Origin of the sequence: Actinoplanes siamensis (genome assembly GCF_016862395.1) — a bacterium.
In the GTDB taxonomy this organism is placed as follows: Bacteria; Actinomycetota; Actinomycetes; order Mycobacteriales; family Micromonosporaceae; genus Actinoplanes; species Actinoplanes siamensis.
This window is the reverse complement of record NZ_BOMW01000072.1, coordinates 1-26,388: the sequence shown is the minus strand read 5'-3', so window position 1 is coordinate 26,388 and position 26,388 is coordinate 1. Positions and strand designations below refer to the sequence as shown.

General features: G+C 70.6%; 25 protein-coding genes. 11 read left to right on the top strand and 14 right to left on the bottom strand.

The window, feature by feature from the left end:
* Positions 1-22: 22 nt before the first annotated feature.
* Both Asi03nite_RS32575 and Asi03nite_RS32570 read left to right on the top strand, forming a co-directional pair.
* Positions 23-1,777 (top strand): DNRLRE domain-containing protein, encoded by a 1,755-nt coding sequence (locus Asi03nite_RS32575; protein ID WP_203684355.1) that lies wholly within the window; start codon positions 23-25, stop codon positions 1,775-1,777.
* Between the two features lie 375 nt (positions 1,778-2,152).
* On the top strand, positions 2,153-2,770 hold the full coding sequence (locus Asi03nite_RS32570) for a hypothetical protein (protein ID WP_203684354.1): 618 nt from the start codon (positions 2,153-2,155) through the stop codon (positions 2,768-2,770).
* Between the two features lie 235 nt (positions 2,771-3,005).
* On the opposite strand, the gene Asi03nite_RS32565 is transcribed toward Asi03nite_RS32570, so the two are convergent.
* Positions 3,006-3,701 carry a TetR/AcrR family transcriptional regulator gene (locus tag Asi03nite_RS32565; protein WP_203684353.1) on the bottom strand — a complete coding sequence of 232 codons (696 nt, stop codon included), beginning with the start codon at positions 3,699-3,701 and terminating at the stop codon, positions 3,006-3,008.
* Between the two features lie 79 nt (positions 3,702-3,780).
* On the opposite strand from Asi03nite_RS32565, the gene Asi03nite_RS32560 reads away from it, so the two are divergent.
* Together Asi03nite_RS32560 and Asi03nite_RS32555 are read left to right on the top strand one after the other, a co-directional pair.
* A complete protein-coding gene (locus Asi03nite_RS32560; RefSeq protein ID WP_203684352.1) occupies positions 3,781-5,196 on the top strand; it encodes an NAD(P)/FAD-dependent oxidoreductase in 1,416 nt (471 codons plus the stop codon).
* 76 nt (positions 5,197-5,272) lie between these two features.
* A complete protein-coding gene (locus Asi03nite_RS32555; RefSeq protein ID WP_203684351.1) occupies positions 5,273-8,047 on the top strand; it encodes a M14 family zinc carboxypeptidase in 2,775 nt (924 codons plus the stop codon).
* Here the strand turns inward: Asi03nite_RS32555 and Asi03nite_RS32550 are convergent.
* Positions 8,006-8,992 (bottom strand): glycoside hydrolase family 113 protein, encoded by a 987-nt coding sequence (locus Asi03nite_RS32550; protein WP_203684350.1) that lies wholly within the window; start codon positions 8,990-8,992, stop codon positions 8,006-8,008. The two genes, Asi03nite_RS32555 and Asi03nite_RS32550, sit on opposite strands and share 42 nt — an antisense overlap.
* Before the next feature lie 114 nt (positions 8,993-9,106).
* Here Asi03nite_RS32550 and Asi03nite_RS32545 point away from each other — a divergent pair, with 114 nt between their 5' ends.
* Entirely contained in the window at positions 9,107-9,694 is a 588-nt protein-coding gene (locus tag Asi03nite_RS32545) for a TetR/AcrR family transcriptional regulator (RefSeq protein ID WP_203684349.1), read from the top strand.
* 92 nt (positions 9,695-9,786) lie between these two features.
* Here the strand turns inward: Asi03nite_RS32545 and Asi03nite_RS32540 are convergent, their stop codons facing one another.
* Together Asi03nite_RS32540 and Asi03nite_RS32535 are read right to left on the bottom strand one after the other, a co-directional pair.
* Entirely contained in the window at positions 9,787-10,176 is a 390-nt protein-coding gene (locus Asi03nite_RS32540; RefSeq protein WP_203684348.1) for a TIGR03668 family PPOX class F420-dependent oxidoreductase, read from the bottom strand.
* The gene (locus tag Asi03nite_RS32535; RefSeq protein ID WP_203684347.1) at positions 10,173-11,003 is read right to left on the bottom strand and encodes an LLM class F420-dependent oxidoreductase; all 831 of its coding nucleotides are present in this window, start codon (positions 11,001-11,003) and stop codon (positions 10,173-10,175) included. Before Asi03nite_RS32535 ends, Asi03nite_RS32540 begins: the two co-directional genes overlap by 4 nt.
* A 351-nt stretch (positions 11,004-11,354) precedes the next feature.
* Between Asi03nite_RS32535 and Asi03nite_RS32530 the strand changes: the two genes are divergently transcribed.
* Both Asi03nite_RS32530 and Asi03nite_RS32525 read left to right on the top strand, forming a co-directional pair.
* A complete protein-coding gene (locus Asi03nite_RS32530) occupies positions 11,355-12,350 on the top strand; it encodes a zinc-dependent alcohol dehydrogenase (RefSeq protein ID WP_203684346.1) in 996 nt (331 codons plus the stop codon).
* Positions 12,351-12,370: 20 nt separating this feature from the next.
* Positions 12,371-12,535, top strand: a complete 165-nt coding sequence (locus tag Asi03nite_RS32525) for a hypothetical protein (protein ID WP_203684345.1) — start codon at positions 12,371-12,373, stop codon at positions 12,533-12,535.
* Between the two features lie 42 nt (positions 12,536-12,577).
* On the opposite strand, the gene Asi03nite_RS32520 is transcribed toward Asi03nite_RS32525, so the two are convergent.
* The 4 genes from Asi03nite_RS32520 to Asi03nite_RS32505 form a co-directional block, all read right to left on the bottom strand.
* Positions 12,578-13,810, bottom strand: a complete 1,233-nt coding sequence (locus Asi03nite_RS32520) for a flavin monoamine oxidase family protein (RefSeq protein WP_203684344.1) — start codon at positions 13,808-13,810, stop codon at positions 12,578-12,580.
* 297 nt (positions 13,811-14,107) lie between these two features.
* The gene (locus Asi03nite_RS32515) at positions 14,108-14,566 is read right to left on the bottom strand and encodes a 2'-5' RNA ligase family protein (protein ID WP_203684343.1); all 459 of its coding nucleotides are present in this window, start codon (positions 14,564-14,566) and stop codon (positions 14,108-14,110) included.
* 1 nt (position 14,567) lies between these two features.
* The gene (locus tag Asi03nite_RS32510) at positions 14,568-14,795 is read right to left on the bottom strand and encodes a hypothetical protein (RefSeq protein ID WP_239103087.1); all 228 of its coding nucleotides are present in this window, start codon (positions 14,793-14,795) and stop codon (positions 14,568-14,570) included.
* Between the two features lie 150 nt (positions 14,796-14,945).
* Positions 14,946-17,960, bottom strand: a complete 3,015-nt coding sequence (locus tag Asi03nite_RS32505) for a discoidin domain-containing protein (protein ID WP_203684342.1) — start codon at positions 17,958-17,960, stop codon at positions 14,946-14,948.
* A gap of 150 nt (positions 17,961-18,110) precedes the next feature.
* Between Asi03nite_RS32505 and Asi03nite_RS32500 the strand changes: the two genes are divergently transcribed.
* Entirely contained in the window at positions 18,111-18,653 is a 543-nt protein-coding gene (locus tag Asi03nite_RS32500; RefSeq protein ID WP_203684341.1) for a DUF305 domain-containing protein, read from the top strand.
* Positions 18,654-18,682: 29 nt separating this feature from the next.
* Here Asi03nite_RS32500 and Asi03nite_RS32495 read toward each other — a convergent pair whose 3' ends face one another.
* The gene (locus tag Asi03nite_RS32495) at positions 18,683-20,068 is read right to left on the bottom strand and encodes a DUF1996 domain-containing protein (RefSeq protein ID WP_239103086.1); all 1,386 of its coding nucleotides are present in this window, start codon (positions 20,066-20,068) and stop codon (positions 18,683-18,685) included.
* 197 nt (positions 20,069-20,265) lie between these two features.
* Here Asi03nite_RS32495 and Asi03nite_RS32490 point away from each other — a divergent pair, with 197 nt between their 5' ends.
* From Asi03nite_RS32490 to Asi03nite_RS32480, 3 genes are all read left to right on the top strand, one after another.
* Positions 20,266-21,291 carry a LacI family DNA-binding transcriptional regulator gene (locus Asi03nite_RS32490; RefSeq protein ID WP_203684339.1) on the top strand — a complete coding sequence of 342 codons (1,026 nt, stop codon included), beginning with the start codon at positions 20,266-20,268 and terminating at the stop codon, positions 21,289-21,291.
* 118 nt (positions 21,292-21,409) lie between these two features.
* Positions 21,410-21,616, top strand: coding sequence for a hypothetical protein (locus tag Asi03nite_RS32485; RefSeq protein WP_203684338.1), 207 nt, complete (start codon positions 21,410-21,412; stop codon positions 21,614-21,616).
* Positions 21,617-21,662: 46 nt separating this feature from the next.
* Positions 21,663-22,193 (top strand): flavin reductase family protein, encoded by a 531-nt coding sequence (locus tag Asi03nite_RS32480; protein ID WP_203684337.1) that lies wholly within the window; start codon positions 21,663-21,665, stop codon positions 22,191-22,193.
* 165 nt (positions 22,194-22,358) lie between these two features.
* On the opposite strand, the gene Asi03nite_RS32475 is transcribed toward Asi03nite_RS32480, so the two are convergent.
* The 5 genes from Asi03nite_RS32475 to Asi03nite_RS32455 all read right to left on the bottom strand — a co-directional run bounded on the left by Asi03nite_RS32475 (position 22,359) and on the right by Asi03nite_RS32455 (position 26,273).
* Complete coding sequence (locus Asi03nite_RS32475) at positions 22,359-23,024, bottom strand: DUF2267 domain-containing protein (RefSeq protein ID WP_203684336.1); 666 nt, start codon at positions 23,022-23,024, stop codon at positions 22,359-22,361.
* 346 nt (positions 23,025-23,370) lie between these two features.
* The gene (locus tag Asi03nite_RS32470) at positions 23,371-24,420 is read right to left on the bottom strand and encodes a YihY/virulence factor BrkB family protein (protein WP_203684335.1); all 1,050 of its coding nucleotides are present in this window, start codon (positions 24,418-24,420) and stop codon (positions 23,371-23,373) included.
* Between the two features lie 73 nt (positions 24,421-24,493).
* Positions 24,494-25,132, bottom strand: coding sequence for a DUF3618 domain-containing protein (locus tag Asi03nite_RS32465; protein WP_203684334.1), 639 nt, complete (start codon positions 25,130-25,132; stop codon positions 24,494-24,496).
* On the bottom strand, positions 25,108-25,524 hold the full coding sequence (locus tag Asi03nite_RS32460; RefSeq protein WP_203684333.1) for a phage holin family protein: 417 nt from the start codon (positions 25,522-25,524) through the stop codon (positions 25,108-25,110). Before Asi03nite_RS32460 ends, Asi03nite_RS32465 begins: the two co-directional genes overlap by 25 nt.
* Positions 25,521-26,273 (bottom strand): hypothetical protein, encoded by a 753-nt coding sequence (locus tag Asi03nite_RS32455; RefSeq protein ID WP_203684332.1) that lies wholly within the window; start codon positions 26,271-26,273, stop codon positions 25,521-25,523. Before Asi03nite_RS32455 ends, Asi03nite_RS32460 begins: the two co-directional genes overlap by 4 nt.
* Positions 26,274-26,388: the final 115 nt, after the last annotated feature.

Below are 26,388 nucleotides of genomic sequence, written 5' to 3'. Positions count from 1 at the left end.
GACCGGGTTCCGGCAGCACACGGTGCTCAAGCGGCGGCCGAGCAAGCCGGTCTCTATTACCGTGCCGATGCGATTCGCCGGGTTGACGGCGCGGACCGCGGCCGGTAACAGCACGGAGTTCATCGACACGGCTGGCAAGGTTGTCGGCGTCATGGCGGCTCCGTCCATGTGGGGCTCCGAGCTCGATGCGGTGTCCCAGCTGCCGTCCCGCACGGCGGGAGTGGCTTATACGCTCACGCCGCGCGATTACGGCGTGGATGTCACGCTCACGCCCGACATGGCGTTTCTGACCGATCCGGCCACGCAGTACCCGGTCACGATCGACCCGGACGTGAACTTCAAGGGCACGTTCGACACCTACGTGAAGCAGAACACGACCACCGACTTCTCCGCGAGTTCGGATCTCGCGGTTGGTGTGGACACGAGCGGGAATCCGGCGCGTGCTTTCCTCAACTGGGATCCCGCGCCGATTCGTGGCTCACGGATCGAAGAGGCGCACCTGGGTCTGTGGAACTCGTACTCGGCCACATGTGGGAACCGTGCGATCAATGTCTACTCGGCCGGCCTGGCGTCGGTAGCGACGCGTTGGGCATACAGCGGCAGCGGCAGCGGCACCACGGGACAGCCGTCGATCGCCGCGACGGCGTCCGGAGCGACCAACGGATCGAAGGGGCAGGCCAGCTGCGCCGCCGGCTATATCGCGACGAACCCGCATGACCTCGACCAGTTGGTGCAGGGTTGGGCGAACACCACGTCGGGCCAGATTGGCATGGCGCTCAAGGCACCGTCCGAGACCGATGTCAGCTACTTCAAGCGCATCCTGTCCGGCGACAACGTCAACTACAAGCCGTTCATGTACGTTACGTACAACCCGAACTCGTTCGCGGGAGCTCCTGCTAACGACTCTCGATTCACGGAAAATCTCGACCCCAAACGAACCAGCAACTCCTTCCCTGTCTCGGGTACCTTGAGAGACAAGGCCGGAAACCCAATTCCAAACCTCGATATCACGGTAAGCCTGGACCCCAGCCCGGCCATGCTCATCGCCTCGGAAACCGATCCAGATGCCGCTGTGGGGCTACAGCTCGCAGGCGCTCGCACCGACGCCGACGGTCATTACTCCGTGAAAGTCCCGGCGCTCAAGGACATCAACAAATACATCGACGAAGACGGAAACGTAACGCTGCTCATCACCGGCTTCGGGTCGGCGGACCTTGTGCAGCGACAGCTGGTCAAGCTGCCCACCGGCACACAAACACAGGCCACGTCGGCCATCGCGCTGCGCAAGACGTCCGACTCTGAGCCTGGAGCCGTGGAGCCGGAGCCGGAGCCGGAGCCCAGCTCTAGCGAAGCCGCAGCCCAGGTGACGGTTCGGCAGATGTCCGTGGCGGGTGACGGCAGCCCTGACCCCTCCGAAGAAGCGCAAACCCTGGACAACCTCGATCTGGCCGCCACAAAGAACCAGAGTGATTCCGGGAACATGTCCGCGTCAAGCGTGAATCCGGCCACTGAATGCAAGCGCGCCATGGGCAACGTGCCGTGGTCAAACTACAAGTGGCAACGCGAATTCAATCCCATTCGGCAGTGGGTGCCTGTTCAGCGGGTGCAGACCAAGGGCCGAACTACACTTTGTTCTGCCAAGTCTCTGGAGATGCCACCAAGTGGCGCTGGTCCGGCGTTCGTGAAATTCGCCCATACGCGTTCAAGGGTTTCACGCGGAAATCAACCTACAGTGGATCCTACAAGTGCACCAATGCAAATTTCAAGGGCGGCTTGAGTGATGAGCTGTGGGTAAGTAGAACGGCGACGACGGAGCTCAGCCTTAAGGCTGCCTTCGGTGGGGACTGGGACGGGATCGGGTCAAAAGCCACAGCCGAGGCCCAGCAAAAGAACAGCAGCTCTTATAAGAAGATCTATACCGCGACCGCCAGTGGCGCTAAGCTCTGCGGGCAGAACAACGACCCGACTCTCACCGAGAAGGTAATGGAAGTATACTAGGATAGTCGGACGCGCCGTTGACTGCAGGGGATCGTTTTTGCAGTCAACGGCGCTGTTGCAAACCATAAGAACAGTTAGTTCACTATAATTGCGGCGACCACACTGACCGTGACTCGCCTACCGCATCGGGCCAGAAATACATACGGAGCGAAAGTTGGCACCGAAACACAGGCGTGCGCTGGTAGTGATCCTCGTGGCGACTGTCGCCGTTGCTGGGACGATTGTCATTACGACGTGGAACCGTCAGAAGACTCAGCCCGCCCCAGCCGGTGACGAGTTGGAAACGGCGATAATGCAGCCGTATGGCTGGTCGGGATCGAAATCGATAGGTACGCGATTCACCGACGGGCTTATCCATCTGAGGATTTCGCCCAATAATGCGGAGCCTATTAAGATTATCTCGGTTACGCCGATAATGGACAACGATACAACCCTTCGGGTCGTCGGAGTGCTGGCCAGGGTTGTGCCAGATATGCTCCCCGCAGGTCATGAGGTGGGATGGTTTCAGCAAGATAAAGAGTTCCCGCCGGCGGACCATGATAATTCTGGTGGTATCGACCCTCGTGGCCTGCTGGTTCAGAACTCCGAACGCGGCGACGATTTTTCAGTCGAATTCCAGATCGGGTACGATGTCGTCGGCAATGGCAAGACGAGCAGAAGCGGTGTTGAAGTCGTCTACCAGTACCAAGGGAAGACGAGACGCTTCGTCATTCCAAGCCACTTGTCAATCTGCGCGCCCGCATCGGTGAAGTGCTCACCGGAGGACGACTAAGGATCAGATGCTTTCCACCCGCGGCGGCTGTCAGCAACAGGCTTCGGCGGCGGGGAACGCTGCCCACTGATCACCGATGACGAACCTGCCCGCCTGGTCCGGTAAAGCAGGGGTTTTCGGGGGACGGTTCAAAACCGAACGGGCAAAAGCAAAAGCCCTGACAGCAACAATGCTGGTCAGGGCTTTTCACTGGTCGGGCTGACAGGATTTGAACCCGCGACCCCTTGGCCACCGGTCAATGTGAAGACCGGGGGACGGCTTCCGACAACGCGGCGATCAGTTTGTCGAGGACGCCGGGGAACGGGGACGCGGTGATCTGCCGCAGATGCGGCCGGACCGCGGCGAGGTGCGGATAGTCCTCGTCCGGGAACGTGGCGTACACCTTGGCCAGCGCGCGTTTGTCCGCCTCCTCCTGCCCCGGCGCCAGCTCGGCGGCGTCCATCGCGGCCAGCGCGAGCACCGCGTCGATGAAGTCGCCGAAGTGCCGGACCGCGTCCGGCGCCGAGAACCCGGCGCTGAGCAGCAGCCCGATGCCGATGTCGTCGACCCGCAGCTCGTTGGGTCCGGCGGTGAACCGGATGGCGCGCAGCTGCGCGAGCCGCGGGTGCCGCAGCATCGAGTCGTGCACCCGCCGGGCCATGTCGCGCAGCGAGTCGGCCCAGTCGGGTCCGGGCACGAAGCCGGCGAGCGTCTCGCCGATCAGCCGGTCGGCGATCGCGATCAGCAGCGCGTCCAGGTCGCGGAAGTAACGGTAGATCGCCGAGGGGTCGGCGCCGAGCTCGACGCCGAGGCGACGCACAGTGAGCGCGTTGCCGCCGGGCGCCTCGATCAACCGCAGCGCGGCATCGATGATCATCTCAGGTTCGAGGATCACGCCGCTGCGTGTCGGCCGCCGCCGGACGCGGCCGGACCCGGCCCGGGTCGTCGCCATCGCGCAACTCCTTATGTCAACGCATTGACCTAAGCGTAGCGCATGACGTTTGCTGGGGCCCTGACCAGGGAGGATCAGCATGCGGGCGGACACACCGGCCTACGACCTCGACATCCGGACCGACGAGAAGCGCATCCGCGCGGCCCTCGCCGACGCGGCCCAGACCCCGTTCTGGCTCGAGGACTCCGGACGGCCCGTCCCTCGCCCGGCGCTGATCGGCAGCATCCAGACCGACCTGCTGATCGTCGGGGGCGGTTACTGTGGGTTGTGGACCGCGTTGCAGGCGAAGGAGAACGACCCGGGCCGCGACGTCGTGCTCGTCGAAGGCGAGGAGATCGGCTGGGCGGCGAGCGGCCGCAACGGCGGCTTCGTCGAGGAGAGCCTGACCCACGGCGCCCGGAACGGGCAGCGCCACTTCGCCGGTGACCTGGCCGTTCTCACCGCGCTCGGGGAGCAGAACTTCGCCGGGTTCCGGGACTCGCTGACCCGGCACGGCATCGACGCGCAGTGGGAGGAGGCCGGCACGCTCGATGTCGCCACCGAGCGCCACCAGATCGCGGAGCTGCGCGCCGAGCCGGGCCGCTTCTACGACCGGGAGCAGCTGACCGAGCTGATCCGCTCGCCGCTCTTGCGGGCCGGGTCGTTCCGCGCGACCGGCTCCGCGCTGGTGCACCCCGCGAAACTGGCCTGGGGCCTGCGCCGGGCCTGCCTGGACCTGGGCGTGCGGATCTACGAGCACACCCCGGTGACCCGGCTCACCGAGCACGGGCACACCGTGCGGGCCACCACCCGGATGGGCCTGATCCGGGCCCGCGAGGTGGCGCTGGCCACCAACGGCTTCCCGTCGCTGCTGCGCCGCAACCGGATGCTGACGCTGCCGATCTACGACTACGTCCTGATGACCGAGCCGCTGACCGGCGCGCAGCTGGACGAGATCGGCTGGCACGGGCGGTTCGGGATCGGCGACTGCTCCCGGCAGTTCCACTACTACCGCAAGACCGCCGACAACCGGATCCTGTGGGGCGGTTACGACGCGGTCTACCACCGCGGCGGTGGCGTCCGGCCGGAGTTCGACCAGCGCCCGGAGACCTTCGCCCGGCTGGCCGACCACTTCCTGCGCACGTTCCCGCAGCTCGGCGACATCCGGTTCACCCACGCCTGGGGCGGCATGATCGACATGTCCACTCAGCTGACCGCGTTCCAGGGCCTGGCGATGGGCGGTAAGGTGGCCTACAGCAGCGGTTTCACCGGTCTCGGCGTGGCCGCGACACGGTTCGCCGGCGCCGTGATGCTGGATCTGCTGTCGGGAGCGGCCACCCCGCGTACCCGTCTGCGGATGGCGACCAAGCGGCCACTGCCCCTCCCACCGGAACCCCTCGCCTACCCCGCGGTTCAGGTGATCCGCCGGGCGATCGCCCGAGCCGACCGCAACGGCGGCCGCGACGGCCTGATCCTGCGGACGGCCAATCTCCTGGGGTTCTCCTTCGACTCCTGATGCATTGACCGCCGCAAATGCGACCCCCTAGGCTTCTGATCGTTTCGAGTCGATCCCGGGAAGGGACGAGGACACGATGCGGTTTGCCGAAACCCCACCCCACAAGGTGCTGGCGGTCATCCTGACAGCGGCCCTGACCCCGGCGCTGATCAGCGACGCGGCCGGGGCCACCCCCCAGCGGCCGGCCTGCGGCACCGCCGCGTCCGTGCACCTGAGCACGGTGCCGAGCCCGGAGACCTTCCTGGGATTCCCGCTCGGCACCGGCCAGCAGCGGGTGGTCACCAACACCGAGATCCGCGACTACCTGGACGCGGTGGACCGCGCGTCCGACCGGGTGACCACCGGCACGATGGGCTCCAGCGTGCTCGGCCGGCCGTTGCGCTACGCCGTGGTGACCAGCGAGCGGCAGGCCGGCCGCAAGGAGCTGGAGGAGATCGCCGGCGAGATCCGCGACCTGCGGGACCCCCGCCGGACCCGGGCGAACCAGGCGCGCCGCACCGCCGCCGGGAAACCGGCCATCGTGTGGATCGTCGGGAACGTGCACGGCGGCGAGACCAGCGGCGCCGACGCGTCCCTCAAGACGCTGTACGAGCTGGCCGCCGGCCTCTCCTGCGAGGTGCGGGCACGCACCGACAACCTGATCACGGTGATCCTGCCGACCCAGAACCCGGACGGCCGGGAGGCCGGCCGGCGGCAGAACGAGTTCGGCTTCGACCTCAACCGGGACTGGTTCGCGCGCACCCAGCCGGAGACCGACAGCAAGCTCGAACTGCTCCGGCGCCTCCCGCCGCAGGTCTTCGTCGACGCCCACGAGATGGGCGGGCAGCGGTACTTCTTCCCGCCCAACGCCGACCCGATCCACCACGAGATCGCCGGCGAGCCGGTCGACTGGATCAACCGGATCGGCGCGGCCAACAAGGCCGCGTTCGGCTACCACGGCGCCTGCACCGAGACGGTCACCGCCGAGTGCTACTTCAACTACGACGTGTACGACATGTTCTACATGGGATACGGCGACACGGTCCCGGCCACCGGGTTCGGCGCCGCCGGCATGACCTACGAGAAGGGCAGCGCGTCGGCCGTCCAGGACCGTGTGCAGCAGCAGTTCACCACCCAGTGGGCGACGCTGGGCTGGGCGGCCGCCAACAAACGCGAGGTGCTGGCCGGCTACTACCAGATCTGGACGGACGCGCTCGCCGAGGGCCGGGCCGGCCGGCTGGAGCCCAACGAGGTCGTCCAGCCGGCCAACCAGGTCCAGTTCCCGGTCCCGGATCTCCGGATCAGGTCCTACTTCCTGCTGCCCGGGCGCCAGCTCGCCGACGTGCGCCGGCTGGTCGAGCGCCTGCGGCGGATGGACGTCGAGGTGTACGAGGTGACGAAACCGGTCACCGTCCGCCACGCCCGGATCTTCGGCGGCCGCACCGGCAGGAACGTCACGGTGCCGTCCGGCGCCTACTGGATCCCGATGGACCAGCCGCAGAAGCACTGGATCCAGGCGATCATGGGCGAGGATCCGTACGTCCCGTTCCCCTACTTCTACGACGTGTCGTCGTGGAGCAATCCGCTACTGATGGGCGTCGACACGATCTACACCGGGGACGAGGTACGGCCCCGGGCCACCCCGGTCCGCCGGATCGCGGGCGGCCGCGCCGGCATCGCCCCGCGCACCGGCTCGTACACCTGGACCGCGGACTCCGCCTCCGCCGCCCAGCTGACCTTCCAGCTGCTCGGCCGGGGGGCCGCAGCGGTCCGCGACGCGGGCCTGGTGCGGGTCCCGGCCGCCGCCGTCACCCCGGCCGTCGACCGGCTTGCGCGATCGCTCGGCGTCACGCTCGCCCCGTCGAGCAGACCCGCCCGCGGTACGGCGATGCGGCGCCCCGACGTCGGGCTGTTCCAGGGCGCCGGGATCTCCACCACCGCAGGCTCCCACGGCGAGGCCCGGTACGTGCTCGGGCAGCGCTGGGGCCTCGACCTCACACCGGTGACCACCGCCGACATCAACGACAACACGCCCGCCTTCACCGGGCGCACGGTGCTGCTCGTGCCGGACGGCGGCGACCCGACCGGCGGGCTCACCGCCGCCGGCCGGGCCAACCTGCGGAACTGGGTCGCGCGCGGGCACACCTACGTGGGGCTGCGCAACGAGGGCACCCGCCTGGCCCGAGCCGCCGGCCTGACCTCGACCACCGAGAAGACCAGGCCGGACGACTACCTGGTGATCGGCTCGCACCTGCGGGTGGACGTGGACCACAGCAGCCCCGTCGCGGCGGGGCGGCCGGCCGAGGACTTCGAGTTCAACAACGGCGACCCGATCCTGACCCCGAGCACCACAGGCGTGAACGTCCTCACCTACCCGGCCGGCGACTCTTTCTGGCACAACGGGTACACCGTCCACGAGGACGTCCTCAAGGGCACGCCGGCGCTGGTGGACGAGCCGGCCGGGGCCGGGCGGGCGGTGCTGTTCGCCTTCAACCCGCTGTTCCGGGCGTACAACGAGAGCGGTCTGCAACTGCTCGCCAACGCACTGCTCCACCCGGGCGGCCCACCGGCGGCGCCGCGCGCCGAGAGCACGGACCGGGCCCGGGCGGCCGCGGCGGCCCAGCCGGCGCCGGCCGCCCTCGGTGGCGAGTGGCGGCCGGCCCGCATCCAGGTGGCTGCCGCCGACCTGAGCCGCGCCCGGGCCGTGGTGGCCCGTTACACCGGGGCCGCGACCGTCGCGACCGTGGGCGACTCCGCCTACCTGACCATCCCGAACCCGGACGGCCTGGCCGTCGACGAGCACCCGTTCCTGCGCGATCTGATCGCCGGGCTACGCACGGCAGGCGTCCCGCTCCGCTCGGTCGTGGCCTGAGTAGGCCTCGGCGACCGCGCGGAACGCCAGCTTCGGTGTCCAGTCGCGGTCGTCGAGGACCCGCACGATGCCGTAGCTGGCCAGATCGAGGTCGCCGGGGTAGTCGTGCAGCGCGAACGTGAAGACGAACGCGCTGTCCACACCGGCCGCCTCGAACTCGGCCAGGTTCTCCCGCAGGTACGCCGCCTGGCCCGGCTCGTCGCGTTCGTACTCGCCGGTGAGGCGTACCGGGGCGCGGTTCTCGTCGTACTCCACGATGTCCAGGCCCTCCGCGCCGCGGTCGGCGGCGCCGCGGAAGGTGGCGCAGCCGAATTCGGTGATCGCGACGGGTTTGCCCTGGGCGACCAGCTGGCGCAGGGCGGCGGCGAACTGGTCGGCGATCGCGGCCGAGCGGTAGAAATCGAGGGCGAGGATGTCGAAGGGCGTCCAGTCGACCTGCTCGAACGGGACCGCGGCGTAGGTGACCCGGCCGCCGAACCGCGCGCGGACGGCGGTGACGGCCCGGGCGAGGAACGCGTTGACCCGCGGGCCGACCGCGGCCGGGTTCTCCCGGAAGGCGGCGATCCGCTGGTGCACGTCGTCGCCGGGCAGGAAACCGCGGTTCATCAGGCTGAGCTCGGCGCCGGCCACGAAAACCACCTCGGCGCCGCGGCCACGGAGCCGTTCGGCGCGTTCGGCGCAGTCCTCGAAGAGCGTGAGCATCTCCTCCTCGGTGAGCTCCAGAGGGTACGGCGAGAACCACACCTCCAGGCCCAGGTCGGCGGCGACCGTGGCGGCGAGCTCGATCCGCTCCGGGTCGCCGCCCATCACGCGGACCGCGTCGCAGTGCAGCTCGTCGCGGATGACGCGGAGGTCCCGCGCACACGTCTCCGGTCCGAAGCCGGGCCGGCCGACCTGGTCGCCGACCACCCAGCCGGTGTCGTAGCTGATTCCGTTGGCGCGCATCCGGCACCACCTCCTTAAGGTACAAGCAGTACCTTAATCACCGTCGTTCCCGATCGGCAAGCGGTCCTCGGCTGTGGCTCCGGGCCGACTTCGGGGAAGGTACGATCGGTACCCATGGCGGAGGGGCAGACACGGCGGCGCGGGGCGGCGCTGGAGGAGGCGATCCTGCGCGCCGCGGCCGACCAGCTCACCGAGACCGGGTTCGCCGGCCTCACCATGGACGCGGTGGCCCGGCGCGCCGGCACGAACAAGAACGCCATCTACCGCCGCTGGCCGGACCGGTTGGCGCTGGGTATCGCGGCGTACCGCCAGATCGCCCGCACGGTCCAGCCGCCGGACACCGGCAGCCTCCGCGCGGACGCGCTGGAGATGTTGCGCCGGGCCAACCAGCACTGGAGCTCGCCGCTCGGCGCCATCCTGCGCGAGCTGCTGGCCGCCGCCGGCGGAACGCAGGAGCTGCTGACCCAGCTCGCCGACCAGTCGGCCGAGTCGGTGGCCGCACCCTGGTTGATCATCATCGGCCGGGCGGTGGCACGCGGGGAGGCCCCGCCGGAGGCGCTGCACCCGCGGGTGGCGACAGTGGCGATGGTCCTGCTCCGCAACGAGTTCGTCACCCGGGGCACGCCGACCGCGCCGGATGAGACGCTGGTCGAGATCGTCGACGAGGTCTACCTGCCGCTGATCCGCAACCGCGCCCCCTGACCCGGCCACCCCCGGCCGGCCGCTCGAGGCTGGCGCCAGAGGTCCCCCAAGGCCGGCGACCGGCCTCCCGCCGCCAGCCGGGCGGCCGGGGATCAGGAGTCGGTGGCGGACCAGCCGTGCCAGGACGTCACCTGGATGCGCAGGAACGGTCCGGGCGGCGGCTGCGCCGCATACTGCGGGTACCTGTCGATCAACGCCGCCGACGCGACGTCACCGACCGTGGCCACCCCGTCGGCCCGTACCCACCACAACCGCGACCAGTCGTCGTCGTAGAAGTCCGCGAGCACGCTCACCCTCGGCTCATGCGCGATGTTCGCCAGTCGCCGCAGGTTGCCGTGCCGCTTCGGCTTGCTGTCCACCGCGGTGTGGATCTCGTCCCCGACCAGCGCGAACACGATCGGGACCAGGTGCGGCGCACCGGACGGGGAGACCGTGGCCAGGCGCGCCACCCGTACCGTCGCGAATCTCTGAGCCGGCGTCATCGGCGCCCGAACTCACCGATCGCCCGCTCCCACTCCTCCAGCTCCTGCTCGATCACGCTCCACGGCCCGGACGGCAACCAGGTCGAGGCGCGATGCACTCCCGCCGCCTCCAGCTGTTCGAGCGCCTGCGGGTCGGCAGGCACCCCGAGCACCTGGATCTGCAGCGGCCGGGTGGCTTTGTCCCGCAGTTCGGCGATCCGCGCCAGCAGGTCCTGGTCGTTGTAGTTGGGGAACCACCCGTCCCCCCACGCCAGCACCCGATCGAAGACGGTCGGCCCGTACCCGCCCACGAGCACCGGCGGCCACGGCTTCTGGGCCGGCTTCGGCCACGACCAGATCCGCTCGAAGTTCACGAACTCGCCGGCGAACGAGGCCTCCTCCGAGGTCCAGATCGCCTGCATGGCCCGCATCCGCTCGCCGAACAGCCGCATCCGGGTCCGCGGGTCGGTCCCGTGGTTCGCCATCTCCTCCCGGTTCCACCCGGCGCCGACCCCCAACTCCAGCCGCCCGCCGGAGAGGTGGTCGACCGAGGCCACCTCCTTGGCCGTGATGATCGGGTCCCGCTCGACCACCAGGCACACCCCGCTGCCGACCCGCAGGCGCGAGGTGGCCGCGGCCGCATCGGTCAGCGCCACGAACAGGTCGTAGGTGTGCCAGTACTTACGGGGTAACCCCGGCCCGCCGTCCCACTGGCTCTCCCGGCTCGCCGGGATGTGCGTGTGCTCCGCGAAGAAGAGCGCGTCCTGACCGCGCTCCTCGACCCGCCGGGCCACCTCACCGGGCCGGGCGGCGTCGTGGGTAGGGAAATATCCGACACCGAACTCCATACCCACACCCTAGGTCCGCGGCCACCCTCCACCGGACGGAAACGGCGAAAAGCCGGGATGCCACCGACATCGGCGATCGACCGGATATGACCGGGCCTGCGGTCAGCCCGCCGGCTCCGGGCTGACCGGCTCGCGTAGCGCCCGCGGGCAGGCGTCGAGGGCGTTCGTCGCGCCGCCGGTCGTGCCCGCGACGGTCGGCCGTTCACTGCCGCGTTCCTGGCCCTGCCGCTACCGGGAAGAGATGGTATGCGTCGTGGTGGAGGTGTGCTCGCCGAACGCGGTGCTGTCGATTCTGGTCATGATCTCGTTTTACGCTGAGCACCGATCCGCTGACAACGAAAGGCTTCCCCGATGCGTGCGCTGGTCTTCACCGGTCCCGGCCGGGCCGAGGTGCTGGCCGTGCCCGAGCCGGTGGCCGCGGCGGGTCAGGTGATCGTCGAGGTGGAGCGGGTCGGGGTGTGCGGCACCGACGTGGAGCTGTTCACCGGCGAGATGAGCTACCTGCACACCGGCGCGGCCTCCTATCCGCTGCGGCCCGGCCACGAGTGGTCGGGCACGGTGCTCACCACCGGCCCCGGCGTGGATCCGGGCTGGGTGGGCCGGCGGGTCACCGGCGACACGATGATCGGGTGCGGGACGTGCGTGCGCTGCCGCGCCGGCCGCCACCACGTCTGCCCGGCCCGGCACGAGCTGGGCTGCCGCGACGGCCTGCCGGGCGCGCTCGCCGAACGGCTGGCGTTTCCCGCGGCCTACCTGCACGCGCTGCCCGACCCGGTGGACGCGACGCTCGGCGCGCTGGTCGAGCCGGGCGGGAACGCGCTGCGGGCGGTCCGGGCCGCGAACGTCGCGCCGGGCGAACGGCTGCTGATCCTGGGCACGGGGACGATCGGGTTGCTGGCGGCGAGGTTCGCCCGGGCGCTCGGCGCCGAGGTGCACCTGCTCGGGCTCGGCGACGAGCCGCTGGCGGGCGCGCCGGTGTGGACCCGTGCCACGCTACCCGGCCTGGCGTGGCACGGGGTGGTGGACGCCACGAACGCGGCCACGACGCCGGGGCTCGCGGTGGAGCTGGTGGAGCCGGGTCGCACGGTGGTCTACATCGGCCTGGCCGGCACGCCGAGCCTGGTGGACACCCGCGAGATCGTGCTCAAGGACGTGACCACGGTCGGCATCCTGGGGGCGTCGGCCGGTCTGGCCGGGGCGATCACCGCGTACGCGGACCGGAGCGCCGACCCGCGTCCGCTGGTCGCCGCCACGGTCAGCCTCGAGGAGATCGTCGACGTGCTGGCCGGGAAGCGCCCGGAGGGCGCGGGCCCCGGCCCCAAGTTCCACGCCGACCCACGCCGGTGAGGTGTCACCAGGTCGCCGGTGTGCAGCACGTCCAGGCGGGAGACGGCCCGGGCGTCCTGGCCAAGGAGAACTGGCGCCGGCTCAGCGCCGGGGAGTCCGCCGACTCGGTGCATCCGGCCGCGGCCGCCGCCGCGGATCGCGCCTTCGCCCAGTTACGCGGCGGGCTGGCGCTCCGGCCTCGCTGACACGCGTCCGGAAACCGTCCCGGCCACCCGGCCGGAACCGCCTCAGGAAGCCGTCCGGGCCGCCGACCGGAACACCTCGGCGGCCCGGACGGCGATCTCCTCGTCCGACCCGGCCCACACATTGTCCAGCCACGGCCCGGCGAAGAGCCCCACCAGCGTCGGCGTGCCGTCCGCCACCGTCGCGTCCAACCACTCGCTGATGCACCTCTCCGCGGGCCCGTGCACCCGGTAGTACCCGTGCTCGGGCCAGAACCGCTCGTCGAACCGCAGGATCACCTTCTCCACCCGTCCCGCGCCCAGGCGGCGCAGAGCGGCCCGGTGCCCGGCCGGCAGCGGCGGCTCGAACCCGATCGACCCGCCGGCGAGCACCGGCACCGGCACGGTCACGATCACCGCGTCGTACGTGACGTCGTCGCCGTCCAGGCGGACCCCACCGGCGCCGGCGCGGATCCGCCGGACCGGACGACCCAGGCGGATGTCGAGGCCGGCCGCCAGGTGCTCGGTGAGCAGCCGGTACCCGCCGACGATCCACCTGTCGCCCTCCCCCACGCCCGGCTCGAACCCGTGCCGCGCGCTGAGCCAGGACAGCGGCGCCCCGGCGTCCATCACGATCTCCGCGTCGACGAGCCGGTGGATCTGCTCCCGGGTCCACGGCGCCGGGTCCCGCAGCCACTCGTCGAGGGCGTCGGCCATGCCGGCCCCGGGCGCCGCCGCCGCCAGCCGCGTCCGCAGGTCCTCCTCGACGCCGTCCGGGATCGGCGCACCGCCGCCCAGCACGAGCGGATCGTTGAAATCGGTCACCACCATCGTGAGCCCGAGCCGTTCGGCGAGCCGCGCCAACACGTTCTCGTCGTACTGCTGCAGCCAGTTGGCTCCCAGGTCGAAATCGCCCCCGGCCACCTCGGCCCCGGCGGTCCGCCCGCCGATCCGGTCGCGCGCCTCCCGGACCCGCACGTCGGCGCCGTGCTCGGCGAGCGCCCGCGCCGCGCCGAGCCCGGCCATCCCGGCGCCGACCACCGCGACCCGCCGGTGGCCGAGCCCGATCGCCCAGTGCGCCGCGGCGACTCCCTGCTCGTACGCCCCGTGGGTCATCCCGGCCCGGACCGGATGCGTGCCCTCGCCGGCGATCCGCAGCCGCGTGCCCACCGGCGTGCCCAGCGTGATCCGGTCCTGCGGGGTGCCGTGCCGCCCGATCAGGCTCCACGATCCGAGCGCCCACGGATCGGCGCTCCACCGCGACACCGCGGACCCGAGCAGCCGCCCCTTGATCGACATGGCTCGCACGGTAACAGCAGTCCCACCCGCCCCCACGCGAGCAAGGCCCCCCGCCGGCACCGACAGTCCCCACCCAGCCGGTCAGCGGCACCGTCACCTACGTCTGGGGCGACCGTGCCGGCGAGTCCAACGGCTCGGTGGTCAACTTCGTGTCGGGTTCGAGCCTGGTCAAGGCGGCGGCGACGAGCTCCAGCATCTACTACATCCTGCGCTGGCTGGTGCCCGGGTACTGACCGCCCGGCCGCGCCACCACCACCGTGGGCCCCAGCTCGGCGGACCGGGCTGGGGCCGTGGTCTCTACCCGGGCACGATGGGGTGGACGGTGCGGGTCACGGTGTCGTAGCTGCGCGCCGCCACGAACTGGCCACGATCGCCGCCGGCGGGCAGCGCGGGCACGTCCGGCAGCGGAAACCGGAGCGCCAGGCTGACGTGCGGCACCCACTCCCCCGGCGGCGGCCACGCGTCGGGCAGCGCGGACCACACCCGGAAATGCAGCTCACGCAGCTCCGGGGTGGGCGTCACCTGGCGCACCAGGGCCCGCCCGAGTTTGCGTGCCGGCCCGAGCTCCGCGGCCAGCGGCACCGGCAGCGCGGGCAGGCCGGCCAGCGACGACGCCCGGACCACGGTCAGGTGCGGGCGGTTGGTGGGATGCGGATGGCCGGCCAGGCTCGGCAGTCCGGCTTCGAGCAGAAAATCCCATTGCCGGCGTACGGCGTCAGCAAGCTCGTCGTCCAGGAGCAGTTCGACGGTGTGCACGTCAGAACGCGTAGCGCACGCGGCGGTAGGGTGTCCGCGCGGCGATCGGGTCGAGCAGCGTGGCGACGTACCGCCGCCCCTCGGCGCCGGTCCGGTAACGCACCTTCCACGACCCGTTCTGGGAGCGTTCCGGCTGCTGGAGGTCGGGGCGCCGGATCAGCTCCTCGGCCTTGCGATGCCACCCGAGGTTGACCTCGTGCGGGTCCCGGTTGTGGGTCAGGAAGATCACCTCGGCGGCGGGTTGGGCCTTCGCGGCGGGCCCGATCGCGGCGTCGAGCTGGTCGAGCAGGCCAGCCGGGGCTCGACGTGGACGCGGCGGATGTCCAGCAGGTCAGCAGTCATGACATGTCCAGAATATCCGCCGCATCCGACGATGCCACTACGAGCGGTAGACGCCGAACTCGTAGAGCGAGTAGCCGTACGCCGTGGCTCTGGCGGTGTTGTTCACCCGGACATAACGCCCGGACCCGGAGATCGCCAGGTGGTCGAACCCGCCGTCACCGGCCGTCGTGGCGTAGGCGGTGGTCCAGGTGCTGCCGTCGTTCGACGTCTGGATCTGGTACGACCTGGCGTACGCCGCCTCCCACGCCAGCAGCACGTCGTCGAAGGACTGCACCGAACCGAGGTCCACCTGCAGCCAGGCCGAGTCCACCCACTCGCTGGCCCAGCGCGTGCCGTAGTCGCCGTCGACCGCGTACGACGGCAGCTGCGGCCCGTTCGTGCCGGTCGGCTGGTAGCTGGAAGCGGTCACCGTCCTGCCCCGCGCCAGGTTCGTGCCGGGCAGAGTGGGCGGCACCACCTTGAACGAGCGCTGCTCGATGCCCACGTTGCCCTGACCGTCGTAGGCGTAGACGTAGACCTTCCAGACTCCGAGGGTCTCCGGCGCCCGGACCGTGAACTGACCGTTCCCGGTCTGGGTGAAGGTCAGGTACCGCAGACCCTTGTTGCCGTTGAGGTGCTTGTCGCTGGCCATCAGGTTGTACCGGATCGCATCGCCCTGCGGGTCGGAGGCGGTCGCGCTGACCGTGAACGTCCCGCCCGCCGGCACCGCCGTCTGGTTGGACACCGTCATCGCGGAGATCTCCGGCGCGGTGTTCGGCGCCGGCTGCCCGGTGTACGCCTCGCGCAGCGCCGCATAGCCGAGCCGGCGCCAGCCACCGGTCGTGGTGTTCAGCCACACCCCGCCGAAGTCGTTCTCCAGGCCGTAGTGGAACTCGGTCGCCCCGAGCGCGACGCCCGGGTGCCCCTTGATCGCGTTCCAGCTGTACGTGTACCCGGCCTTCTTCTGCAGGTCGGACGGCTCCGTCGGCACCCCGTTCACGTCGTTGGGCACCTCCCACTCGCCGGCCGGGCCACCCTCGGTGAGGATGTACGGCTTGGTGTAGCCGCCCGCGATCCAGTCCCGCTTCACGGTGTCGATCGCCCCGTACGAGTTGACCGCGAGCAGGTCCAGCGCCGGCGAGTACTGCTTGTAGTAGGTCCACGCGTACGTGTACGCGTCCGTCGAGGTCACCGGGTGGTTCGGGTCCGCGCCGTGGATGGCCTCGGCGAGCTCGTCGACGAACTTGGCGTAGCCGACCCGCCGCGCCTCCACCTCGGCCGCGGAGAGCCCGTAGTTCTGCATCTCCAGAATCACCTCGTTGCCGACGTCCCAGAGCAGCACGCCCTGCCGGCCCTTGAGCTGGTTCACCCAGTTGAGCACATCCGCCTTGGCCGCGGTCTTGTAGGCGGTGTCGTTGACGTAGTCGGCGCCGTGGTTGAGCCAGAGCCCGACGATCACCTTGATGCCGAACCGGGCCGCGGTGTCGAGCAGGATCGGCGTGTTCGCGTCCGGTCCCCAGATCCGGATGGTGTTGACGCCCATGTTCTTCAGGTCGCGCAGGTATCCGTCCGCGGCGGCCTGCGGCGGCCCGTAGGTCATGCCCTTGACCTGCCACGGCGTGCCGTTGACGGTCAGCGTCCAGTTGCCCTGGGTCCCGGTGACCTTGACGACGCTGGGGCCGGCCGGCACGGCGGGATCGGTCATCGCGGCCGGGGTGGCTCCGGTCGCCCGGGACACCGTGACCGAGTCGACGCTGAGCACGCCGCCGGAGGTGGTGTCCGCGGCCGGCGTGGTGATCCCGGCGACCGCGTTCGGCAGCGAGCCGCCGATGGCCAGGTCGAGGCGCAGGTAGAAGCCGTGGTGCACGGCCGCGTTCCAGGCGGTGACGCCGACCTGCGACTCGCGGACCACCCAGGTCTGCCTGCCGTCGAGGTAGAAGCGGATCTCCTCATCGGTCTTGGTGCGGTCGACGACCTGCGCGTACTCGTGGTAGCCGGCCTGGCAGCCGACGCAGGACGCGAAGCCGGACGAGCGCCCGGTGTACTCGGCGCACGGGCCGTCCGGGGCGGTGCCGCAGTGCAGGGTCTGGGCGAGCTGGTCCCGGCCGTTGACGTCGGTCATGATGTCGGTCTCGCCGACCGATGGCCAGTTGTTGAAGTTTCCGCGGTACGCGGCGCCGGTCGCGCGGAAGCCGGGCCAGTAGCCGAGGCCGTTGGCGACGCCGGGCTGCTTGAGCACCGCGCTGAACTTGAGCATCTCACCCGGCTGCGGCGTGAAGTCGGCGCGCTGCGTCTCGATCCGGCCGGAGGTCCACTTGCCGGCGCCGTCGCGGATCGCCGTGATGCTCAGCCGGCCGGCGCCGTCGAGCGCGACGTTCGCCGTGGAGTCGCTGGCGGTCTCGACCGAACCGGTGCCCCAGTTGGCGGCGCCGCCCGGGTACTGGGTGCCGGTGCGCAGCAGCCAGTTCGCGCCGGACGGGGAGGTGCCCGCGGCGCCGTCGAAGTTCTCCTGCCAGACGGTGCTGAAGCCGGGGTCCGGCGGCGGGGTCGTGGTGCCGCCGCCGGTCGTGCCGTAGACCTTGAATTCCCAGAGCGAGTAGCCGTAGCCGGAGGACCGCGCGGTGCCGTAGAGGCGGACGTACCGCCCGGAGGCCGGGACGGTCAGCGTCTCGGTGCCGCCGGCGCCGCTGGTGGTGGAGTAGGCGGTGGTCCAGGTGGCGCCGTCCGCCGAGGTCTGGATCTGGTACGCCTTCGCGTACGCGGCCTCCCACTGCAGGACCACCCGGCTGATCGTGGCGGTGGCGCCCAGGTCCACCCGGATCCACTGCGGGTCGGCGAACTGGCTGGACCAGCGCGTCCCGTCGTTGCCGTCGAAGGCGTTGGCCGGCCCGACGTCGTTGCCCTCCTGCGACGACGCGGTGGCGGGTCTGCCCTGCGACAGCAGGGTCTCCGCGGCGCTGGCCGCGGTGGTGACGGCCACGGTGGTGACGGCCACGGTGGCGAGGCCGAGCAGCCACGCCAGGACGGCCGAGGTGAGGGTCGTTCTGCGGCGGGCGCGCAGTGTCTGACTCATGATCACACCCAATGGGGACTGTTGCCGGACGAAGGCCTGTTCCAGGAACAGGGAAAGCGCTCTCCAAGCGAAAGCGATTGTTTCGCTCATGTTGCCGGAGGTCAATAGTTCCCATTGACATGGCTGGTTCCGGAACTGCAAGCTCCGCTCGTGTTCACGAATCCCCGCATTCTCGCCGCATCCCTGCTGCTCGGGCTGGCCGCCTGCGCCGGCCCGGCCGATCCCCCGCCCGCGCAGCCATCGAAGTCCACCTTCGGCGGGACCGATCTGGCCTGGGTCGAAATCAACATCGCCATGAACGAGGAGCTGCTGCCGCTGCTGGACCTGGCCGGCACGAAGACCGCCGACCCCGGCCTGAAAGACCTGTCCGCGCAGGTCAGGACGTTCACCACGGAGGAGCTGGGCACGCTTCGGGAGCTGCACGACGAGGCCGGCCTGCCGTCGGAGAACCCGCACAAGGGGATGCCGATGCCCGGGATGGTCACACCGTCCCTGCTCGCCGAGGCGTCCCGCCAGCGCGGCGAGAATTTCGACGACCTGCTCGCCAAGAGCCTCCGGGAGCACCTGGAACAGGGACAGAAGCTGGCCACCGGCGAGCAGGCCAGCGGCGCGGAAACGCGCACGAAGGAGCTCGCCGCGCGCATTCTTCGAACGCGCGCGGCGACTCTGGAAAAACTACGGGAAGATTACTGAGAAAGCGTTATCGGCAGTGGCCGGGAACGTCAGGGCAGTTCGTAGTTCTCGTTGAGCGCGGCCCCGCGGTCCGGCTTGTACTGGTCGAAACCGCGCGGGTTGCACTGCAGGCCGCCGTTGATGCAGTGGCTGGTCAGCGCGGCCAGGACCCGGGTGTCCCAGGCGTTGTAGACGTCGTAGTGGAACGAGTACCCGCGTCCGCTGGAGAAGTGCACGTTCGCCATGTTCCCGCTGACCGGCCAGGCCATCTTGAACTCGATCATCGGCACGGCGACCGGGTGGTCGGCCGGGCAGACGCCGACGATCGGGTACGCCATGTGGCTCTTGTGGTCCGGCGTGTCCAGGTGGATGCCGTCCCAGCAGCTCGGCGCCTGGAAGCGGACGTTGAGCTGGGAGCCGGCCACGCAGTTGGCCGGGATGTCCCAGTTGCGCACGCTGTCACCGCACTCGAAGCCCTCCACCGCGCCCGGGTGGTTGCGGAACTCGTCGAGCGTCGAGGTCGGGTTGCCGACGACGTAGCGCAGGCCCGGCGGGAACGGCCGCACGCTGGTGTAGTCGATCACGCCGCTCTTGTAGTAGATGACCTGCGGCCCGTCCGGCTGCACCGCGGTGCTGCCGTTGAGCAGGGTCGGCATCCAGTAGCCGGTCCGGTCCCCCGGCGTGATACAGGACGTGGCCCCGGCCTGCAGCGACGCGAGGGTGGTGCCGGCGTTGGTGGTGCGGTTGCCCATGAAGGTGTGCGAGTGCGAGGCGCCCGGCAGGCCCGGGAAGACGATCGGGTCGTCGTTCAGGTTGGTCCGGCTCACCGAGCAGTTGGCCTGGAACTCGTGGTGGGTGACCGGCGGATTCTGCGCGGGCGGCACCTTGGTGGACGGGACGACGCCGGTGACCGGCGGGTTCGCGTACACGTAGCCGGGGCCGCCGCTGGGCGGCGGCGTGGCCGAGGACGTGCCGTAGACCTGGAACTCGTACAGCGAGTAGCCGTAGCCGGTGCCGCGCTGGGTGCCGTAGAGCCGGACGTAGCGGCCGGAGCCGTTCACCGCCAGCGTCTGGTTGCCGCCGGTCGCCGTGGTGGTGCTGTAGATGCTGGTCCAGGCGTTGCCGTCGGGCGAGGTCTGGATCTGGAAGGCCGTCGCGTACGCCGCCTCCCACTGCAGTTTGACCTGCGTGATGGTGGCGGTGGCGCCGAGGTCGACGCGGATCCACTGCGGGTCGGCCCACTGGCTGCCCCAGCGGGTGTCGGAGCGGCCGTCGAACGCGGCGATCGCCGGGGCCTCGCCGTTCTCCGTCGACGACGCGAGGGCGGGCCGGCCCTGCGAGAGCAGGGTGTCGGCGGCGTAGGCCGACTGGCCGGCGGCGGCCAGCAGGGCGCCGGCCAGGGCCAGGGCGCTCAGTGGCGCCACGAGCCGTCTCAACGTTCTTCTGTGCACGGGGATCTCCCAAGGCTTGGAGGACGGGACGCTTGGAGAGCGCTTTCCAGTGTTCGAGCCGCTCACGACATACGTCAATGGTTTGGGGTTCCGGAACATCGCGGACCGCCCAGCCGGCGGCAAACCGGCGGCTCTGATCGCACCCAGCGGAAAGCGCTCTCCGCCCGTGCTATAAAAGCGGCATGCAGAGCCACCGGCTACCGACGCTCGAGGACGTAGCCCGCGTGGCGGGCGTCTCGCGGGCCACCGTCTCGCGGGTCGTCAACGGCGTCCGCAACGTCGACCCGCAGCTGCACGAGCTGGTCTGGAGCGCCGTCGAGCAGACCGGTTACGTGCCCAACCAGGTGGCCCGCTCGCTGGTCACCCGGCGCAGCGGCACGGTGGCCCTGGTCGTCTCCGACTCCGAGACGCACGACGACGACCCGTTCATGAGCCGCTTCTTCGCCGATCCCTACTTCGGCCGGGTGGTCGGCGGGCTGATGAGCGTGCTGCGCCCGGCCGGGATCCAGCTGGCGCTGCAGATGGTCGGGGCACCGGGTCACAAGCGGCTGGTCGGCGACCTGCGCAACGGGCAGGCCGACGGCGCGGTGGTGCTGTCGCTGCCGGCCCGGGACCCGCTGCCCGGCCTGCTCGCCGAGGCCCGCATCCCGGCCGTGCTGATCGGCCGGCCCGCCGAGCCGGTCCCGGTCAGCTACGTGGACCTGGCCAACGAGGCCGGCGCCGCGCTGGCCGCGGACCGCCTGGTCGAGCGCGGCTGCCAGCGGATCGGCATGATCTCCGGACCCGCGGACGTGCCGGCCAGCCAGGACCGGATCACCGGCTTCCGGCGCGCGATGGCCCGGCACGGCCACGCCTGGGTCCCGTTGCGACAGGGCAACTTCACGCAGGACAGCGGCGAGCAGGCGATGCGCTCGCTGCTCGGCGAGCGGCTGGACGGGGTGTTCGTGGCGAACGACCTGATGGCGCTCGGCGTGCTGCTGGTACTGCGGGACGCCGGTAAGCGGGTGCCGGAGGACGTCGCGGTGGTCGGCTTCGACGACAGCAGCGCGGCGCTCGCCGCCCGGCCGGCGCTCACCACCGTGCGGCACCCGCTGGAGGATATGGCCGCCGAGGCGGCGAAACTGCTGCTCGCCCGGATAGCGGACCCGGACGCGCGGGTAAGTTCGGTCATCTACGAGCCGACCCTGGTGACCCGCCAGTCGGCGTGATCGACGCGGACTGTGACGTCCCTGATACTTCCGAAACCCTATAGGAACGCTATAGATTAGGGTCGGTCGTCGAGGGGAGGTCAGTGATGCGACCACTCGTCCTGCTGGTCCTGGGCCTGTGCGTCCTCCTCCGGCATCCCGGCCAACACCCGCTCGCTGCTGCGCAGCGACTCCGATCGGGGAGCCGGACACCGTCCGGTACGCCTGCTACCTCGCCATCGCCGCGATCTGGCTCGCCGCGTTCGCGTACACCGTGCACCAGTACCGGCTCCACCGGGACGAGGACCGTCTCGTCGTGGCCGAGGCCGCCACACGGGCCGCCTGACCCTCTCCGGTAGTGCCCGCCTCTCCGCCTGGTAAGGAAGACCCTGATGACCCTCTCGCAGACTCCGGCGACCTTCGTGACCAACCAGGACCTCGACCCGATCCGGCTCCGCCGCGCCTTCGGCGTCTTCCCCAGCGGCGTCGTGGCCGTGGCGGCAAGCGTCGACGGCCGGCTGGTCGGCCTCGCCGCCAGCTCGTTCACCTCGATCAGCCTCGACCCGCCGCTGGTGTCCTTCTCGATCGCCAACACCTCCAAGACCTGGCCCGACCTGCGCCGCGCCGACCACCTCGGGGTGACGGTGCTGGCCGCCCACCACGGCGCGATCTGCCGCCAGCTGGCCGGCCCGGTCGCACACCGCTTCGACGGCATCCCGGCGTCGGTCAGCGAGGACGGCGCGGTCACCATCGACGACGGGCTGGCCCGCTTCGACACCACCGTCTACCGCGAGGTGGAGGCCGGCGACCACACGATCGTCCTGCTCGAGCTGCACGCCGTCGACCATCCGGCGGACCAGGCGGACGAGCTGGGGCCGCTGGTGTTCCACCGGTCGACGTTCGGCCGCCTCAGCGCGGAATGACCACCCGGGCTGAGACGCGGTTGGGGACCACCAGCCCCCAGCCCGACCTGCCGAGCTGGCGCCCATGGTGGTGACAAGACACGACCGTGGCAAGCGTAGCCGTTTCGGGGAACGCCGCTGGATGGCGTAGCCGTCGCCAGCAGCGCGGCGGGGGCCTGGGACGAATCAGACCTTCTCCGCGGTGGGCATCCGCATCGTGGTCTCGCCGGCCGCCATCCGGCCCGCCGCCTCAGCGGTTGCCATCCGGCCGGTCCTGCGGACCAGCGTTTCCATGCCGGAGACGCCGGAGAGTCCGCAAGCGCCGGGCAGAGCCGAAGCACTCGACAGGACCGAAGCACTGGACACGACCGAAGCGCCGGCGAGCCGGGAGGTGTCGGAGACGCTGGAGGTCGCGGAGACGCTCATGGTGGCGGAGACACCGGCCGTGCCGGCGACCCATGGGATCAGGGGCCGGGAGCGGAACAGCGGCCGCAGGTCCATCGGCACCAGATGGGCCAGCTCGGCCGGCGACACGCCGCCCGCCCCCTCGTTCAGCTCCGAGAGGACCACCCGTACCAGGAACGCGGCGTCCCCGCCGTCGGCGTAGAGCCGGTCGGCGATCCGGGTGAGGAACCGCCGGCAGTCCACGATCTCCACGATCCGGCCGATCTCGGCAGCGGGCAGGCGCTGCCGCAGCTCTTCCGGCAGTGCCGCGGTGAGCCGGCGGTACGCCGACGCGGGCAGCAGCTCGCTCAGCGCGCCGAGCACCGTGGCGGTGATCCGGCGGCTCTCGTTGCGCCCGTGCAGGCGCCCGCTCTTCTGGATCCGGGTGAGCAGATCGTCCTGGTCCATGGGGTAGCGCCTCCTTGCGCCCCGGGCTACGGCGCGTCCGTGCCGGGGCGCACCCGGGTACCCCGCCCCTACCACTCCAAACCGGACTGTCAGCTACTTCACCGAAGGGTCTGGTTCCGCACGGCGAACCGACACGATGGGCTTCCCGCCTGTTCACCGAGCGTCAACATCACATCGGGCGGGAGCGCGGCGAGCCGCGCGAGGGCATCACGGTCGGCACCGTCAGCCCTCGACGCCGGTGGCGGTGTGCGGGGGAGCCGACCGGCTTCGACTGTGACGGCTCGCGCCGGCGCGGACAGATCCGCCAGGATCGCCCATTCTCGATCACCGCCCGCTCGCCGCATTCTCAATCGATGCTGAGCCCTTTTTCGCTGCCTTTCTTGATTTTCCGGTCGTCGCGCAGTTCCAGGAACGGCTCGTCGGCCGGATCGTGGCCGGCCGCGATCGCCCGGCCGCGTTCCAGTTCCGCGTCGAGCTCGGCGCCGAGCAGAACGGCGATATTGGTGATCCACATCCAGACCAGGAAGGCGATGACGCCGCCCAGCGTGCCGTACGTCTTGTTGTAGTTCGCGAAGTTCGCCAGGTAGATGGCGAAGGCCACCGAGGCCAGGATCCAGAGCACCACGGCGGACAGGCCGCCGGGACTGACCCAGCGGAACCCGCCGGTCCGGGCGTTCGGCGAGGCCCAGTACAGAATCGCGAACATGAGGCTGACCAGCACCAGCAGGACCGGCCACTTGGCGATGTTCCAGGTGGTCACGGCGGCGTCGCCGAGGCCGACCCGGTCACCGACCAGACGGGCCAGGTCACCCGTGAAGATCACGATGGCCGCGGAGACGATCAGCATCGCGCCGACGACAGCGGTGACGGCGACCCGGATGGGCAACGTCTTCCAGATCGGACGGCCCTCCGGCACGTCGTAGACCGCATTGGACGCGCGCATGAACGCGCCGACGTAGCCGGACGCCGACCAGAACGCGGCGAGCACACCGAAGATCGCCGCGAGACCGGCCGTGCCGGGGTCCCTGACCTGGGTGAGCACCGTGTCGACCAGGCTTCGTAGCTGCTCGTTGGGGGCCAGCTGGTGGGCGGCGTCCTGCACCACCTGCTGGCTGTTGTCGCTGAGCAGGCCCAGCAGCGAGACGATGACCAGGATGCCGGGGAAGATCGACAGCACCCCGTAGTAGGTGAGCGCGGCGGCCCAGTCACTGAGATTGTCGACGGAGAACTGCTTGACGGTACGGCGCAGCGCCGCGAACACTCCGCGACCGCGCAGCTCCGCCGGGCTGTCCGGCCCGGCCCCGGGCGGAACGGGGGACAGACGGGCAGGCACGTCCTCGCCGGTGCGGGTGGTCGCGGCCGCGTCGATGTCCGGCGCGTGGGGACGACGGCTCATGAGTTCTCCTCGCGGTAAGGGCGGTGGACGAAGCTGCCCGCCGGCGTCACCGGCGGGCAGCTGTCTCGCGGTTTCAGGAAGCGGCCTGCCGGGTCTGCTCCGTGGCGTGCCGAGCGGAGTCCTGCGCCTGCTCCCTGGTGGCCTGCACGGCCTCCTGCGCGGTGCCCTTGACCTCCTGGGCGGCGTGCTGCACGGTGCCGGTGAGCTCGTCCTTGACCTCGGCGGCGACGTCCTTGACCTTCTCGGTCAGCTCGCCGCTGTTCTCCTTGAGCTGCTGCCCGGCCCGGCGCTCCACCTCGGTGACCGGGAGCAGGCCGGCGGCCAGCATCCCGACGCCGAACGCGATGACGCCGGCGGCCAGCGGGCTGCCCTGGGTCTGCTGGGCCACCACGCGGGGCGCGCTCCGCACGGCCGCGGCCGCGTCGTGTGCCTTCTCCCCCACGCTGTCGCCGAGCTGCGACGCCTTGTCCTGCACGGCTCCGCCGAGCTGGGACGCCTTGTCACCGACGGTGCCCACCGCCGACGACGTGGTGTCCGTCGCCACCTGCTTGGCGTGATCCGCAGTTCCCATGACCTTCTCCTTCACCGCGGTCCACCGCCGCTTCGCGACTCTGCTCGGGCTGGTCTTCTCGGCGAGCAGATCGACGTCCCGGGTCAGTGACGCGCGGGTCTGCTCGATGTTCTGCCTCAGCCGGTCGGGTTCTTCAGCCATTGCGCGTCCTCCTTGATCGTGTCGACGGTGCGCCGCGGCATCGGGTCCACGGTCTTGAGCCTGTTCTTGCCTGTCACGTAGAGGACCGCGGCGACGATCCCCCAGACCGCGGCGACGATCAGCGCGGCCCAGCCGGCCGGCATGACCGCGTCCAGTCCGTAGACCGCCGCCAGGCTGAGCAGCAGCACGGCCAGGTAGCCGGCGAATCCGGCGCCGCCGAGCATCCCGGCGGCCTTGCCGGCCTTCGTGGCCTCCTGCTTGATCTCCGCCTTGGCCAGTTCGACCTCCTGGCGGAACAGCTGCGACAGGTCGTCGCTGATGTTGCCGATCAGCTCGCCGATCGAGGTCCGTTCGGCCCGATCGGAGTGATCCGGGGGGTACGGGGTGGTCACGGCCGCGGCTCCCGCGTCCCGACCGGGTACTCCTCCTGGACCGGCAGCGGGGTGCCGGTCCCGGTGCTCAGGTAGTCCGCGCCGGCACCGGTGCTCGGGTAGTCCGCGCCGGCGCCGGTGGTGGCCGCGTAGTCGGTGCCCGGGGCCGGCGACGGCGGCACCACCGGCGCCGCCGGGGCGGCGGGCGTCACGGGGACGCTGGGCGTCACCGGAGCGTACGGATCGGCGGCGGGACGGCCGGAGCCCGGGTCCGCCTTGGCCACTCCCTTGCCGAGGCGGCCGACCACGAACCCGGCCGCCAGCGCGGTGGCCAGGAACGCGCCCGGACGGCGCCGGGCGAAGTCCTGCACCTCGGCCAGCACGCCCTCGGGGCCGTTGCGGTCCAGGTAGTCGGCGAGCTGACGGCCACCGTCGGCGACCCGGGCGACCACCGCCGCCGCCGGGGTGCCGGCCCGATCGCCGCGCATCTCGTCGAGGTGGTCGGCGGTCTGGCGGATGCCGCTGACCACCTTGTCGCTCTGGGCGCGGGCCTGCTCGCCGAGCTTGTCGCGCACCTCGCCCGCCACGTTGCGGGCCTGGGCGCCGACCTCGGACGTGACGCGCTGCACCTGCTCGGCGGCGGTGTCCTTCACTTCGGACACCGCCTGGCCGGCCGCCTGCTTGCCTTCCGTGGCGACCTGCTTCGCCTTTGATGAGTTGTCACCGGAGAGATCGCCCGGCGCGTACGCACCGGTCGTTAGGTCACTCACGTTGCCTCCCTGTCAGCGGTCGTTCGACAATCCAGATGCCGGCGGATTCAGGCGGTCGTAGCATTTTGATCTTGGCGGATCGGCGGGACAGGATCCCCGCCGTGCGCAACATGCT